The 13,879-nt window shown below is 58.3% G+C and carries 15 protein-coding genes; 1 reads left to right on the forward strand and 14 read right to left on the reverse strand.

Annotation, left to right across the window (positions count from 1 at the left end):
• Positions 1–170 precede the first annotated feature (170 nt).
• A complete protein-coding gene (locus AB4Y35_RS25590; RefSeq protein WP_368706516.1) occupies positions 171–1,007 on the forward strand; it encodes an alpha/beta fold hydrolase in 837 nt (278 codons plus the stop codon).
• Positions 1,008–1,129: 122 nt separating this feature from the next.
• On the opposite strand, the gene AB4Y35_RS25595 is transcribed toward AB4Y35_RS25590, so the two are convergent.
• From AB4Y35_RS25595 to AB4Y35_RS25660, 14 genes are all read right to left on the reverse strand, one after another.
• The gene (locus tag AB4Y35_RS25595; protein WP_368706517.1) at positions 1,130–1,996 is read right to left on the reverse strand and encodes an alpha/beta fold hydrolase; all 867 of its coding nucleotides are present in this window, start codon (positions 1,994–1,996) and stop codon (positions 1,130–1,132) included.
• A gap of 8 nt (positions 1,997–2,004) precedes the next feature.
• Positions 2,005–3,540 carry a methyl-accepting chemotaxis protein gene (locus AB4Y35_RS25600; RefSeq protein WP_368706518.1) on the reverse strand — a complete coding sequence of 512 codons (1,536 nt, stop codon included), beginning with the start codon at positions 3,538–3,540 and terminating at the stop codon, positions 2,005–2,007.
• A 71-nt stretch (positions 3,541–3,611) separates the two neighbouring features.
• Positions 3,612–4,355, reverse strand: coding sequence for an SDR family NAD(P)-dependent oxidoreductase (locus AB4Y35_RS25605; RefSeq protein ID WP_342924299.1), 744 nt, complete (start codon positions 4,353–4,355; stop codon positions 3,612–3,614).
• Between the two features lie 26 nt (positions 4,356–4,381).
• Positions 4,382–4,927 (reverse strand): hemerythrin domain-containing protein, encoded by a 546-nt coding sequence (locus AB4Y35_RS25610; RefSeq protein WP_368706519.1) that lies wholly within the window; start codon positions 4,925–4,927, stop codon positions 4,382–4,384.
• Between the two features lie 27 nt (positions 4,928–4,954).
• Positions 4,955–5,488 (reverse strand): cupin domain-containing protein, encoded by a 534-nt coding sequence (locus tag AB4Y35_RS25615; RefSeq protein WP_368706520.1) that lies wholly within the window; start codon positions 5,486–5,488, stop codon positions 4,955–4,957.
• A 12-nt stretch (positions 5,489–5,500) separates the two neighbouring features.
• Entirely contained in the window at positions 5,501–6,634 is a 1,134-nt protein-coding gene (locus AB4Y35_RS25620) for a zinc-binding dehydrogenase (RefSeq protein WP_368706521.1), read from the reverse strand.
• Between the two features lie 67 nt (positions 6,635–6,701).
• Entirely contained in the window at positions 6,702–7,775 is a 1,074-nt protein-coding gene (locus AB4Y35_RS25625; protein ID WP_368688956.1) for a porin, read from the reverse strand.
• A gap of 141 nt (positions 7,776–7,916) precedes the next feature.
• A complete protein-coding gene (gene dmpG, locus AB4Y35_RS25630) occupies positions 7,917–8,936 on the reverse strand; it encodes a 4-hydroxy-2-oxovalerate aldolase (protein WP_368706522.1) in 1,020 nt (339 codons plus the stop codon).
• An 11-nt stretch (positions 8,937–8,947) separates the two neighbouring features.
• Positions 8,948–9,877 (reverse strand): acetaldehyde dehydrogenase (acetylating), encoded by a 930-nt coding sequence (locus AB4Y35_RS25635; protein WP_368706523.1) that lies wholly within the window; start codon positions 9,875–9,877, stop codon positions 8,948–8,950.
• Between the two features lie 5 nt (positions 9,878–9,882).
• Positions 9,883–10,686, reverse strand: coding sequence for a 2-keto-4-pentenoate hydratase (gene mhpD / locus AB4Y35_RS25640; RefSeq protein WP_368706524.1), 804 nt, complete (start codon positions 10,684–10,686; stop codon positions 9,883–9,885).
• Entirely contained in the window at positions 10,683–11,642 is a 960-nt protein-coding gene (locus tag AB4Y35_RS25645) for a 3-carboxyethylcatechol 2,3-dioxygenase (RefSeq protein WP_368706525.1), read from the reverse strand. Before AB4Y35_RS25645 ends, mhpD begins: the two co-directional genes overlap by 4 nt.
• A gap of 9 nt (positions 11,643–11,651) precedes the next feature.
• Positions 11,652–12,080: a lipocalin-like domain-containing protein gene (locus AB4Y35_RS25650; RefSeq protein ID WP_368706526.1), complete on the reverse strand. Its 429-nt coding sequence runs from the start codon at positions 12,078–12,080 to the stop codon at positions 11,652–11,654.
• A gap of 11 nt (positions 12,081–12,091) precedes the next feature.
• Positions 12,092–12,922 carry an alpha/beta fold hydrolase gene (locus tag AB4Y35_RS25655; protein WP_368706527.1) on the reverse strand — a complete coding sequence of 277 codons (831 nt, stop codon included), beginning with the start codon at positions 12,920–12,922 and terminating at the stop codon, positions 12,092–12,094.
• Positions 12,922–13,875 carry a VOC family protein gene (locus tag AB4Y35_RS25660; protein ID WP_368688949.1) on the reverse strand — a complete coding sequence of 318 codons (954 nt, stop codon included), beginning with the start codon at positions 13,873–13,875 and terminating at the stop codon, positions 12,922–12,924. The genes AB4Y35_RS25655 and AB4Y35_RS25660 overlap by 1 nt, the downstream gene beginning before the upstream one ends.
• Between the last annotated feature and the right edge of the window lie 4 nt (positions 13,876–13,879).

Raw genomic sequence — 13,879 nt, forward strand, 5'->3', positions numbered from 1 at the left:
GCCGGACTGCTACTCTGTTTCAGACGATACGCCTTTTCTCACGACGTCTGCCTTCTCATCGATTTGTTTCATTCACGCTTTGCGCTTTTTCGCCGAAAGGTGATTTCTGCCGGTCGGGCGCCGGATCATGACGACCGCTATCGCCCGGATCACGTCAAAGGAGTGTAACCATGCCGTACGTCAGGACGACGGATAACGTCGACATCTTCTACAAGGATTGGGGTCCAAAAGACGCCCAGCCCATCGTCTTCCATCACGGTTGGCCGTTGTCTTCCGACGACTGGGATGCGCAGATGCTGTTCTTCCTTGCGAAGGGCTACCGCGTAATAGCGCATGATCGCCGCGGTCATGGTCGTTCGTCGCAGGTCTCGGACGGGCATGACATGGACCACTACGCTGCCGATGCCTTCGCGGTTGTCGAAGCACTCGATCTGCATAACGCGGTGCATATCGGCCACTCGACGGGCGGCGGCGAGGCAACGCGTTACGTGGCGAAACACGGGCAGCCCGCTGGACGCGTAGCCAAAGCCATCCTCGTCAGTGCCGTGCCTCCGCTCATGCTCAAGACTGAAGCCAATCCAGAAGGCCTTTCGACCGACGTATTCGACGGTTTTCGAAAAGCGCTTGCCGACAATCGGGCGCAGTTCTTCCTCGATGTCGCGGCCGGCCCCTTCTATGGCTTCAATCGACCCGGCACAAAGGTCTATCAAGGCGTGATCGACAACTGGTGGCGCCAGTCGATGATGGGAAGTGCGAAGGCGCATTATGAGGGCATCAAGGCCTTCTCGGAAACCGACCAGACCGAAGATCTTCGGGCGATTACTGTTCCGACACTGGTACTGCATGGGGAGGACGACCAGATCGTACCGATCGCCGACGCGGCACTGAAGTCGATCAAGCTGTTAAAGAACGGAACACTGAAAACGTACCCGTCTTTTCCGCACGGCATGCTGACGGTCAATGCGGAGGTGCTCAACGCGGATTTACTTGCCTTCGTGCGGGCGTAACGGCTTCGGCATGAAGCCGTTTCGGCAAGACTTCTGGCACGACAACGGGGCGATCGGCCGGTTGCCCCGGTTGGCCGAGACCGAAGCGGATCGCCGCGCGATGGCCTCCACACAAGCGGCGCTTAGTTGGACAGGAAGTCCAGCACCATGCGATTGAACTTGTCCACGTGTTCCCACTGCACCCAGTGACCACAGCGGTTGAACATATGGAATTCGGCATTGGGGAGACCCGCCATCAGACGAAGACCCATGTCGTAGGGAAGGAAGCGATCTTCCCGCCCCCAGACGATCAGTGCAGGCGCCTTGATCTCATGGAGTTGCGTTTGATAGTCCGAGAATTGCTTCGGGTTCGCGGCCATGCTCTTCACCCAGTTATCCAGGTGGTGCTTGCTGGCCTGCATGTTGTCCACCCTCTGTTGCAGCAGATCGTCGGTCAGGGCCGAGGCATCGTAGACAAACACATTCATCATGCGCTTGACATTTTCGAGCGTGGGCTCCCTGTACACGAAGTTCAGGAGCTTGATCCCTTCAGCCGGCTGCGGAACGAACATCGAGGGCCCGGCGGTACCGCCGCCCATATAAACCAGACGGTTGACCCGCTCCGGGTTCTTCAAGGCAAACGCCGTCGCCGAGTGGGCACCCATCGAATTGCCGACCACGCTGACCTTATCGACCTGAATCTGATCCAGAACCGCGCGAACGACCTGACCGTTGAATTCGGAGCGGGAGCCTCGGTCGATGACGACCGGATCGCTCTTGCCGAAGCCCGGCATATTGATCAGTAGCAGGCGGTATCCCGCATCAGCAAACGCGTCAATGTTTCGATAGTAGTTGGCCCAGCCGGTGGCGCCGGGGCCCGAACCGTGGAGCATGACCACCACGGGATCCTCGCTGTCCCCGATGTCGTTGTAATGCACCTTGTACCTGGTGCCGTCGACCTCGACCGCTACCTCATGGCTGGTCTGCACTTCATTGAAAAGCAAGCTCATATTTGTTCTCAAACGTTGAAAATGGCTACTGTCCGTGAAAGTTGAGCCGATTCGTCTCGCAGTTGTTGCGCCGCGGCCGAAGCCTGTTCAACCATTGCCGCGTTACTCTGCACCTGCTGATCCATCTGGGTCACGGCCTGGCTGATCTGCTCGATGCCTTGAGCCTGCTCCTGACTCGCAGAACTGATTTCCCCCATGATGTCCGCTACCCGGGTGATGCTTTGCACCACCTCCTTCATGGTTGTCCCTGCTTCGTCAACCAGCCGCGTACCGGCACCGACTTTGCCAACCGAATCATCGATCAGGTCTTTGATCTCCTTTGCAGCACCCGCCGAACGTTGAGCCAGCGAACGAACCTCACCCGCAACCACGGCAAATCCACGACCTTCTTCGCCAGCTCGTGCAGCCTCGACCGCAGCATTCAGTGCCAGGATATTGGTCTGGAAGGCGATGCCTTCGATCGTCCCGATGATGTCTGAAATCGAATTAGCGCTGCGATTGATGTCCTGCATGGTCTCGACAACACGGGTCACAGCCTGGCCGCCACGGGCCGCAACTTCAGAGGCGCTGCGGGCCAACGTATCGGCCTGGATCGCGTTTTCGGCATTGAGGCGCACCGTCGAACTCAATTGTTCAATCGATGCGGCCGTTTCTTCCAGCGAAGCTGCCTGCGACTCGGTACGGGAACTCAACTCCTGATTGCCCTGCGCAATTTGAACCGATGCGTTCCTGATCGAGTTCGAAGAATTTCGCACGTCGCTCACGATGCGACTCAGGCTCTGGCTCATGTCGGCCAGGGCGCCCAGAACTCGTCCCGTCTCATCCGTAGAATGCGTGTCGATTCGTTGGGTCAGATTCCCGTTCTTCACGTTCTGCGCAACCTGCACCGCCGTATTGAGCGGAGTGGAAATCGCACGAATCATCCAGGCGGAAAATCCGAATGCCATCAGCCCACCGGCAAGCACGCCGACAATACAGAGGACTCGCACGATCTGGTAGTTTTGCTGCGAGCGCTCGTACTCGCGTTTAGCCAGTTCGCCCTCCAGATGCACCAACCGGTCCAGTCCATCCTGCACTGGCTCATAAAGGGCTTCCAACGGCCCTCGTGAGATATCGTCAATCGCTGATATGTCGTGGGCTGCCATAGCTGCCATAGCCGGCTGCACTACTCCGACAACGAACTTGCCGAATACCGGCACGAAAGCGTCAGTCTCCTCTTTTTCTTCAGGAGTCAGGTTCTTCGTGTAATCCGCCCAAGCTTGATCCCCGCTCTTCATATCGCTCTTGAAGCTCTGAAGCTTCGCATCGATATACGCTTGCTTCGTATCCAGCGCCGAGGACGCAATGGTGAATCGCAGACGATTCAGCGCTGTGTTCATTAAATCGATACGTTGAATGGAAACCAGTCTCGCCTCGTAGACTTCGTGTAGCGAATCGTTGACTCTACTTATGCTCCAGAGCCCCATCAGGCCCCCGGCTAGCAGCAGCACACTCAATGCAGTCATGACGGCGATCAGTCGCGCCTTGATCGTGAGGCTCTTCAAAGGTCAATTCCCCGATTAATACAATAGACACAAGCGTATTTTCGCCGTCTACAAAACCCGGTCCTGCAACGTCAGATCGTCATGCCGCCGTCGACGCTCAGGGTCGTTCCCGTCACGTATCGAGATTGATCCGACAGTAGCCATATCACAGCACTCGCAACCTCGTCCGGCTGACCGATTCGATGCATCGGAATCATTGCATCCAGCAGATGGACATCGCCGCCGGTGCTGCGCATGTAGTTCGGCGTCTCGGTGGCTCCCGGACACACTGCATTCACGCGAATGTTCCGAACCGCGTATTCCTTGGCGACTGCACGTGTCAGTCCCACCACCGCGTGTTTGGCCGCCACATAGTGCGCAATGCCATCCATACCGCGCAATCCAAAGATCGAAGCGTTGTTGACGATGGCGCCCCCACCAGAACGCAGCATCGCTTCGACCTGGTACTTGACACCGTAATAGACGCCCTTGAAGTTCAGATCGATCACCCATTCCGCCTCATCGATTGGCGTTTCGTGAATGGGTTTGAAGTCCCCGTGCCCGCCGGCGTTGTTGAATGCGAAATCGAGGCGACCGAACGTCTTTTCCACGAATTCAACCAGCACTCGATTGTCTTCTCGCTTCGAAACGTCCGCCCGGAAGACTGCCGCCTGACCATCCAGGGCTTCGATTTCTTTCTGGACGGAAACCAGCTTGTCTTCGTCACGACCGGCGAGAACAACCGCGGCCCCTTCCCTGGCGAGTTCCAGTGCTGCCGCCCTGCCCATTCCGGAACCGCCGCCGGTCACCAGACCAGTCTTCCCTTTCATCAACATCTTTGTCTCCGTTTTGTCACAGCGAATTACGCGGCCTCTGCCTGTGATTCGTCAGGCACCCGCTCCTCGTGCACCAGATTGCGCCGCAATACCACAGCCTGGCCGCCGTGCGTTTTACCGTTGATCCACGCGGACAAGGACGAGTCCATATAGTCCGCGTGGCCCGGAAACCAATCCATCAGCGATTGTGCGAGCCTATGCACGGCGCCCAGCCTAATCTGACCGATAGCTGCCAGTTGGTGCACCTGAAACACTGAAGCAAGCACTTCGTCGTGTTGATCTCGATGGCACCTGGAATAGACGTCGGGAAAGCCCGTTTTGTCCATCCACGCATGTTCAAGATCGAAGTGGGCAATCAAATGTTTCTCCACTGCATCGAGAGCAGCCAAAGCGGTGTGCGCCGTACTATTGCGCAATGCAGTGACAACCTGAACAAACTCACGATGTTCATCATCCATAGGGCCATGCCCGAGTAGCAAAGCATCGCTCCATTCCAGCCTTTCGACGCGTTTGGTCTTTCGCTGTGCATGGTGTGCGTGATGGTCATTGTGACTAGTCTGTTGAGCGTTCATTTTTCATTCCCCCACTTCGGCACCTGGTCAGGCCTTCCGCACGGCTCCAATCAGAATCGAAGCCATCACGGCAGGTGCATTGCTCTTGTTACGCCATGCATGACGCGTACCGTTCTGAACCACGATATCGCCGGTTTTCAGAACACGCGTTTCCCCGTCATCGAGTTCCAGACAGAGTTCGCCGCTGAGGACGATGTCGTAGTCAACCGAGTCGGTGATATGAAAGCCCGAGCCATCGGGTTCGAAGCATTCAGCCAGACCCGGCAGGATCGCCGCATACTCGGCGCCGGCGGCAGCGCCATCGAACGCGGGATCAGCCATCACGGCGTCAGGCGGGAACTGCACGATCATCAGACGCGTTCCGTTCAGCGCTGGCATCACTGTGGCTGCGGCGGCAACGGGGTCCCCTGCCGAATGCGGAAGCACGGTTTCGGGACTCGTTGCCCAAATCTGCGTGGTCCTGAAACCGGAAACGGCTGCGAACGCATGGCCCGGTTCTTCGGAATCGCTCAAGATAACGGACTTGCCATTGATTTGGCCGGTCACAACGCGACGTACCATTTCGTCTATCTCCTAGTCTTGAATCACTACGACGTTGACGAAGCCCGTGACGCGCTTTGCTGCGTCTTCCAGCGCTTCATTTGCTTGATCGAGCGTGTAGGTGTGGTTCTTGAAAGACGACACATCGAGCGTCCCTGCTTCGATCATCGCGACCAGATCCTGGCCTTCGCCGACCGTGAACCAGAGTGAGCCGATCACCGACAACGCCGAACACATCATTTCGTGCATGTTTACCGGCACTTCGTTGATCTGGGCACCGATCTCCACGAGCTTGCCGCCGCGACGCAGAGCACCGAATGCATCTTTGGTGACTTGCATGTTCGGACCCGGAGCGATAGCGTCCACCACCGAATCGACGCCCACGCCGTCCGTCTGCTCTTTGGCCCATGCAGCCAGGCCCGACGAACCGTTGGCGACCGAGTACGTCAGAATACGGGCCGGGTCGATTGCCTTGACCTGGGCCAGCGTCTGCTCGTTGCGAGCCACGACCAGGATCTTCGTCGCGCCCATGGCACGTGCGATCAGCGTGGCGCACAGGCCCAGCGTGCCCGTTCCGCCGATGATCATCACCGACTTGCCGGCGGCGACTTGTGCCTTGCGCAGACCCGAATAGGCCGTGCCGAGATAGCCCATGCGCGCGCCGATTTCGAACGAAACCTTGTCGCCGAGTTTCACCAGTCCTTCTGCGGGCGCCGTAGCGTATTCGCTGAGGCCACCGTACGGGTACTCTTCATACAGGAACTGCGATTTCGGTCCGAAGCCGAAGTAGCCCTGGAATGCGTAGGCTTCGCAGTTGATGGGCTCGCCTACGCGGCAGGCGTGGCACGAACCGCACGAACGGCCCGGATTGATGTACACGCGGTCGCCGACCTTGAGGCCCGTCACCGCCGGACCGACTTCAGCCACGACACCGGCTGCGTCCAGGCCGTAGATGGCGGGCAGTGCCGCATGCGCCAGATACGGCTTTTCCGAACGGTAGTTGGTGATCACATTGCCCAGATTCGGAACGATGCCGGAAGCTTTTAGCTTGACGACGACGTCGGTCGGGCGCTTGAGCGTCGGATACGGAATCGTATCGATGCTGAACTTGCCCGACGTGTTGTCGTGGAGGCGCGCAGCGCGCATGTATCGGCCTTCATTGCCCATTCGTGTCTCCTTAAAATGTTCCTGACGCACAGTGCGTCAGGAACCGTCTCTATGTGTCCGCTCTGGATCAGAAAGAATGAATCAGACCGAGGCTGAATGTAGTTTGACGGCCGCCCGAAGCCGGACCTGCAGCCATCAGGATCCATGCCGGCCCACCGGACGATTGCTGGAACGCCAGCGTGGAATACAGGCTCGTGCGCTTCGACAGCAGATAGACCAGCGAAAGCGTTTCCTGATTCACGTGCTGCTCGTTCAGCACGTCGTTGCCCTTTTGGTACTGGTACGAGAAGTGAGCGTGCAGCGGAGTGGACAGTTCATACGTCAAATCCCCTTCGTAGACGTCGATGCGTGCGCTATTTTGCGTATTCGCCGTATTCGTATACAGCGCAGCGAATTCAGCAGCGCCCAGGATGTACGAAGCGCCAACGCCGAAGTTGCGAATACCGTCATTACCGTCGTTCAGCGAGGGATACTTGATATACGTGTATGCGCCATTCAGCGAGAAGCCACCATTGCGGTAGTTCACACCGAAGCTCTGTGCCGAGTTCGAACCGAAGTTGCCTGCGACGCCGCCGAAGCTGTACAGACCACCGAAAGAGAAGCCGTTATACGTCGGGCTCGTGTACTTGATGGCGTTCGGGATTGCCGATCCCAGGAGACGGTCGAAGTCGAACGAGCCGTTGCCGGGACCGCCGCGCGGGCTATTGAGGCCCTGGAACGAGCTTTGGCGCAGGTTCATTGCATTGACAACGGGGAATGCGGGACCCCAGCGCTGTGCAACCAGCGAATCGAACATAAAGTCGATTTGGTTACCGGCGGTCAGCGTCCCCCACTTTTCGTCCTTGAGGCCAACGTATGCCGTATGGCCAAACAGACCGTTGATCATGGCGCCGTTGTTCATGTTGAACTGGCCTTCCAGCTTGAAGATCGCCTTGGTGCCGCCGCCAAGATCTTCACCGCCCACCAAACCGAACAGGTCCGGTGCTTGAGTATCCGGGTCGATGGACACCAATTTCTTGCCACCGACGTTCGACGTGTACATGACACCCGAGTCTATAAGACCGTAGATCTGAACGGATTGAGCGTTGGCGTTGATCGCCACCACCGAACCGATCAGTAGTGCAAATGGTTTGATCTTCACTTCTGGTTTCTCCTCGCCTGTCAGCACCCGCCAGATTTACGGGCGCTGTGTTTAGCGCTGTGTCCTTGGGGACCGCGATATATGACTCCCTCTGCAATGGAGGGAGTCGCCTCCGAGCGTGACGGCTAACCGTCGCCGATTTTATTTTTTCGCTTTAAGCAGATCCAAAGCCACGTCAACGATCATGTCTTCCTGGCCGCCAACCATACGGCGCTTGCCCAGCTCGACCAGAATGTCCACGGTGTTCAGACCGTACTTGCTGGCCGCGACTTCCGAGTGACGCAGGAACGACGAATACACGCCTGCGTAGCCCAAGGCCAGCGTTTCGCGGTCTACACGAACCGGACGATCCTGGAGCGGGCGCACGATGTCATCAGCTGCATCCATCAACGTCATCAGATCCGTGTCGTGATTCCAGCCCATGCGCTCTGCTGCGGCGATGAATACCTCCAACGGTGCATTACCGGCGCCAGCGCCCATGCCGGCGAGCGATGCATCGATACGGTCACAACCTTCTTCCACGGCAACGATGGAGTTTGCGACACCCAGTGACAGGTTGTGGTGGGCATGCATGCCAGTCTGCGTTGCGGGATCGAGGACCGCCTTCAGCGCACGGAAGCGATCACGGACGTCTTGCATCGACAGCGCACCGCCCGAGTCCACGACGTAGATCGTGGTGGCGCCGTAGCTTTCCATGAGCTTCGCCTGCCCGGCCAGTGCTTCCGGCGTAGTCATGTGGCTCATCATCAAAAAACCCACGGTATCCATGCCGAGTTCACGTGCGTATTCGATGTGCTGCTTCGAAACGTCGGCTTCCGTGCAGTGGGTAGCAACACGAACTACGCGCGCGCCCGCCCGGTAGGCAGCCTTCAGATCGTGAATGGTGCCGATGCCGGGCAGCAGCAGGGTCGCGATCGTCGAATGCGTCACCACGTCGGCAACCGCCTCGATCCACTCCAGGTCCGAGTGTGCGCCAAAGCCGTAGTTGAAGCTCGAGCCTTGCAGACCATCACCGTGTGCGACTTCGATAGAGTCGACTTTCGCCTTATCCAGTGCGCGTGCGATCTCCTGCACGTTCTGGATCGAGTACTGATGGTGAATCGCGTGCGAACCGTCGCGCAGCGTCACGTCCGAGATGTAGAGTTTCTTGCCCTGAGTCATTTGCGGTCCCCTTATGCGCCGATCATGGATTGAGCCATGCGCTCTGCGGTACGCATACCGGCGCTGGTCATGATGTCGAGGTTGCCTGCATAAGCGGGCAGGTAGTGTGCAGCCCCTTCCACTTCGAGGAAGATCGAGGTCTTCAGACCGCTCAACTTGCCGAGTCCGGGGATGTTCAGATTCTGAACTTCATCGAACTGCACCTTCTGCTTCAGACGATAGCCCGGAACATAAGCGTTCACGGCCCTGGCCATCTCTTCAATGGATGCCTCAACGGCATCACGATCTGCGAGTTCCGACAGGGTGTAAACCGTGTCACGCATGATGACCGGAGGCTCAGCCGGGTTCAGAACAATGATGGCCTTGCCCTTCGATGCCCCACCCACGGCTTCGATTGCCTTCGAGGTGGTTTCCGTGAACTCGTCGATGTTGGCCCGGGTGCCTGGACCTGCCGACTTGCTGGAGATCGAGGCGATGATTTCGCCGTAGTGGACCTTTGCCACGCGCGAGACCGCCGCAACCATCGGAATCGTGGCCTGACCACCGCACGTCACCATATTGACGTTGAGTGCATCGACGTTCGCTTCACCGTTCACGACAGGAATGCAGTACGGTCCGATTGCAGCGGGTGTCAGATCGATCACGCGGATGCCGGGTTTCAGCGTGCGAAGGAATGCGTCGTTCTTCACGTGAGCGCCAGCCGACGTGGCATCGAACACGAAATCGATGTCCTTGAACACGGGCAAGCGGGTCAGGCCTTCAACGCCCTCATGGGTGACCGCAACACCCAGACGCTGCGCACGAGCCAGACCATCCGATTTCGGATCAATACCGACCATTGCGCCCATTTCCAGCACCTGGCTATTGCGCATGATCTTGATCATCAGGTCGGTGCCGATGTTACCCGACCCGATGATTGCTACTCTGAGTTTCTTCGCCATATTCGTTACTCGATGAAAGTTGCGCGGACCGAGCCCAGCCCTTCGATTACCGCCGTGTAAGTGCCGGGCGCGGTCACGGCAACCATGGGTCCCAGCGCACCGGTAAGAACCACATCGCCCGCACGCAGCGGCGCACCCAGTGCAGCCATACGATTTGCGAGCCATACCGCGGCATTGAGCGGATTACCCAGACACGCCGCGCCGTTGCCTGTGGAGAGCACTTCCCCCTCGGATTCGAGCCTCATCGCGCACGCGGTGAGATCGAGCTGCGAGAGTGGGACCGGACGCGAGCCCAAAACGAACGCGGCACTCGATGCGTTGTCGGCAACCGTGTCCACGAACTTGATGTCCCAGTTGCGGATTCGACTGTCCACGACTTCGATGGCCGCCACCGCGTAGTCCGTCGCTCCGATCAGATCGGCAAAGGTATGACGCTCGTGCGTCAGATCGCGCTTCAGCACCAATGCGATTTCGGCCTCGACCTTCGGCTGGATCAGTTTCGAAAGCGGGATCGGCTGACTGTCGCCGTACGCCATCGACGCGAACAGTGCACCGAAGTCCGGTTGATCGACGCCCAATTGCTTCTGTACCGCCAACGAAGTCAGACCGATCTTGCGACCCACGATGCGCTCGCCGCGAGCGACACGCGCCTCGACATTGATCTGCTGCACCGCATAGGCCGTTGCCATATCGTCAAGCGCGATTTCCGGATGAACCGCAGGGACCGTCACTCCCGCCCGTACCGGAGCGATAGTTTGGCGGGTCGCTTCTGCAATCCGCAGTCGTTCCGCGATAGCTTGCTTGCTCATTTGTTCTCTCCTTGCGCCTTGGGTGCCGCATGCATGTAGGCGAACCCGGCGATCCACTCAGGTATGGCCCGATAGAAGTCGATTTCAGCCGCATACTCACCAAACGCGGAAAGTGCGGCAAACGCTGCGACCCATGCCCGGATCTCGTGCGCGCTCTTGCCCGCGTCACGCGAAATGTCCTCATTGCTCAGACGATCCACGGCAAGCAGATCGCTTTGCATCATCTTCAGGAATGCCATGTCCCATTCTGGGTTCAGCGCACGCATGCCCGGCGCGTCACCTGCTGTGAACGCCTTGGCCGCGTGGATAACGCGTTCCTGACGCGCATTCCGATCTTCCTGGCTGAGATGGCGACCCGTGTGGATCAGACGCTCCGAGATCTCGTGCGTGGCATGCTTCAGTTCGGGAATCGGCGGCTCGTGGGAGATTCCACCTGACCCGAGAATCAACACACGCTTGCCCGTCGATTTCAGGTACTCGCCAATCACCTGGCCCATCATGCGCGAGCGACGCAGCGGCGACATCGGCGGCGCAACCGAGTTGATGAAAACAGGAATGACCGGGTAGTTGTCGAGGCCGCCCGTCACTTCTTCGAGAGCTTGTGCCGCACCATGGTCCACGGACATGCGATACGAAATCGCCATATCGATATCACGGTTCAGCACGTACTCGACCATCGCCCTCGCCTCTTCAGCCGGAACCGGTAGATCCCCGGCCAGGCTCTTATAGTCGCCAATAGCGCGGGCTTTGGCACCGACACAGAAGCTGGGCATCAATTCGTAGAAGAAGCCGTTGTAATGATCGGGCGCGAACACGACCACGAGTTCAGGATCGAACTGGCGAACGCGTTCCCGTGCGGCGGCGCTCATTCTGGCCACTTCGGCAACGACTTCGGGCCTCGGATCGAAATACCCGTGCAGCGGCGTATGGGAAAGGCATTCCAGAATCACTGACATGCACAGGCCTTAAACGCGTTCGAACGTGAGACGAGCGACCCGGGCTTCCGACGTACCCGCTTCCAGCGTATGCGTGGTCAGCGACAACAGATCGCCCTTCAGCTCCGCATAGCGCTTCTGTTCGCCACCTACCCAGTTCGGGAACAGGCAGTGCTTGACCGCGTGCGTGACCACGTTACCTTCGATGCGCCAATCGCCGGCGTAGGTCAGGTACGTGTCGTATGCCAGGGCCTTCTCTGCGTCCGATGCATTCCACTGACCGCCGGTCGTGAACGGTGCGCGATCCTTTTTGGTAATGGCGCAGAACATGCCGTTCGGCCCGTATTCCATGAATCCTTCGAGCTCGGTGCCCATCGGGTAGGTGACTCGACCATCCTCAAATATTTGTTCCCAGGCCTGAATTGCCCAGCGGCCTTTGATATCGAGATTTTCCATCATTGTCCCGTTAATTAATTGAGCAGGAAGTCCGAAACAGCGTGCGTGAACTGCGCAGCCTTTTCGATCTGCACCCAGTGTCCGCACTGATCAAACTCTTGCAGTGTCGAGTTCGGGAGCAACGCCTTCATGTGTCGCGACCACTCGACCGGGATCACCCGATCGTTCAGGCCATGGATGAGCAACGTCTCGTGCGCGATCGCCGCCAGATCCGGTTCAGCAAGGGCCAGCATTTCCACGCCCTGCTGACGCGGCGCCGGGAACAGGCGGGCAAATCGTTCCTGCACGTCCGCGCGGATCGATGCCTCGTAACGCATACGCACCAGATCGTTGGTGATGATCGAGTGATCGTGGGCGAACACTTCCATGAGCCCCTTCATGGCTTCCAGGCTGGGCGTGTAACCCCATACCTTTTCAAGGCCCTCGCTGATCGGCGCATTGATGCCCGCCGCACCCATCAGTACCAGACGATTCACACGCTCGGGATGTGCCGTGGCGAGTGCCAGTGCGATGGCACCACCAAACGAGTTGCCGATCACCGACACTTTCTCGATCTCCAGCGCGTTGAGCAACGAGATCAACGATTCCACCCAGACAGCGGGAGTCAGCTTGAGTTGCTCGGGGCACTGGGTATATCCAAATCCCAGCATGTCCGGTGCGATGACTCGAGCCTTCTGGCTCAGTACCGGGATAATGCCGCGCCAGTTAGCCCAGGCGGTGACGCCGGGGCCTGAGCCGTGAATCAGCAGGATCGGTTCGCCCGCGCCCTCACCCACGTCGTGATAGTTCAGCGTCACGTCACCCAGCGTGAGTGAATTTGCGATTTCGGGACTTGCGTTGCTCATCACTTTGCCTTCCGTGTATCAGGGATGACAACCGGTGCACGCATGCCTTCGGCCGCCAGTTGCTTGAGAATTTGTCGCGCTTCTTCGCGCTTGTGGTCCGGAAGCCATGTCCGGTCATGCCCCCAGAGGCTCATGCCTTTCAGTTCCTCGACTTCCCAGTCAGGTCCAACCGTGCGCGTCGCCCAACCCAGTTCGAACATCCAGCCATCGGGGTTCTTGAGATAGAACGAGGTCGCGTGGTCGTTGATGTGACGACCCAGCGTCACGCCAATCGAAGCGGGATTCAGGAGCGCGGTATCGTACGCACGACCGACGTCATCGAAATCGTTGTATTCGAGCATCAGGTGATAGATACCGGCCTTGCCACCCGTATGCGCGATGCCAATCGTATGGTGACGTGGGTTGCAGTGCAGGAATTCGACCTTGAACGGCTTATAGGTGTAGTCCGTGAGGTGCATGCCCAGCACGTTGCGATACAGGTTCGAGAGTTTTTCGAAGTGCCCGGTAATGAGCGCCACGTGACCGAGGCCCATGTTGCCGGTACGGAAGCCGCCGATCGGTCGGCCGGGCACGAATTCCGTATTTGCCTCGGCCAGACCATAGGCGATCTCCAGACGTACACCGTCATCGTCGCGGAAATGCACCATGTTCTTGACGCCCCGGAATTCGATTTCCTGAGCCGTACCGGGCGTCGTTTTATAACCAGCGGCCTCCAATGCCTTCGTGCATGCCATCAGGGTCGGGGCGTCGGGAACTTCGAAGCCCATACCCATCGTGGACTCGCCATCGGTAGCGGTGACGACAAAACGCTGAATCTTTTCGTCCGCGCGAATGCGTATGGTCTTTCCAGCTTCGGTCACTTCGACCTGCATACCGATGTGGTTCGTCACCTGGTCGATCCATTCCTGGATACAGGGGGTCTCGACCACGATGTAGCTCAGCGCATTAATCATCTCT

Source organism: Paraburkholderia sp. EG286A, assembly GCF_040965375.1.
Lineage (GTDB): Bacteria > Pseudomonadota > Gammaproteobacteria > Burkholderiales > Burkholderiaceae > Paraburkholderia.

What these genes read in the sequence shown, in the direction of transcription:
- AB4Y35_RS25590 (WP_368706516.1), top strand. Translation starts at nt 171, where the DNA reads ATGCCGTACGTCAGGACGACGGATAACGTCGACATCTTCTACAAGGAT.
- AB4Y35_RS25595 (WP_368706517.1), bottom strand. Translation starts at nt 1,996, where the DNA reads ATGAGCTTGCTTTTCAATGAAGTGCAGACCAGCCATGAGGTAGCGGTC.
- AB4Y35_RS25605 (WP_342924299.1), bottom strand. Translation starts at nt 4,355, where the DNA reads ATGTTGATGAAAGGGAAGACTGGTCTGGTGACCGGCGGCGGTTCCGGA.
- AB4Y35_RS25610 (WP_368706519.1), bottom strand. Translation starts at nt 4,927, where the DNA reads ATGAACGCTCAACAGACTAGTCACAATGACCATCACGCACACCATGCA.
- AB4Y35_RS25615 (WP_368706520.1), bottom strand. Translation starts at nt 5,488, where the DNA reads ATGGTACGTCGCGTTGTGACCGGCCAAATCAATGGCAAGTCCGTTATC.
- AB4Y35_RS25620 (WP_368706521.1), bottom strand. Translation starts at nt 6,634, where the DNA reads ATGGGCAATGAAGGCCGATACATGCGCGCTGCGCGCCTCCACGACAAC.
- dmpG (WP_368706522.1), bottom strand. Translation starts at nt 8,936, where the DNA reads ATGACTCAGGGCAAGAAACTCTACATCTCGGACGTGACGCTGCGCGAC.
- AB4Y35_RS25635 (WP_368706523.1), bottom strand. Translation starts at nt 9,877, where the DNA reads ATGGCGAAGAAACTCAGAGTAGCAATCATCGGGTCGGGTAACATCGGC.
- mhpD (WP_368706524.1), bottom strand. Translation starts at nt 10,686, where the DNA reads ATGAGCAAGCAAGCTATCGCGGAACGACTGCGGATTGCAGAAGCGACC.
- AB4Y35_RS25645 (WP_368706525.1), bottom strand. Translation starts at nt 11,642, where the DNA reads ATGTCAGTGATTCTGGAATGCCTTTCCCATACGCCGCTGCACGGGTAT.
- AB4Y35_RS25650 (WP_368706526.1), bottom strand. Translation starts at nt 12,080, where the DNA reads ATGATGGAAAATCTCGATATCAAAGGCCGCTGGGCAATTCAGGCCTGG.
- AB4Y35_RS25655 (WP_368706527.1), bottom strand. Translation starts at nt 12,922, where the DNA reads ATGAGCAACGCAAGTCCCGAAATCGCAAATTCACTCACGCTGGGTGAC.
- AB4Y35_RS25660 (WP_368688949.1), bottom strand. Translation starts at nt 13,875, where the DNA reads ATGATTAATGCGCTGAGCTACATCGTGGTCGAGACCCCCTGTATCCAG.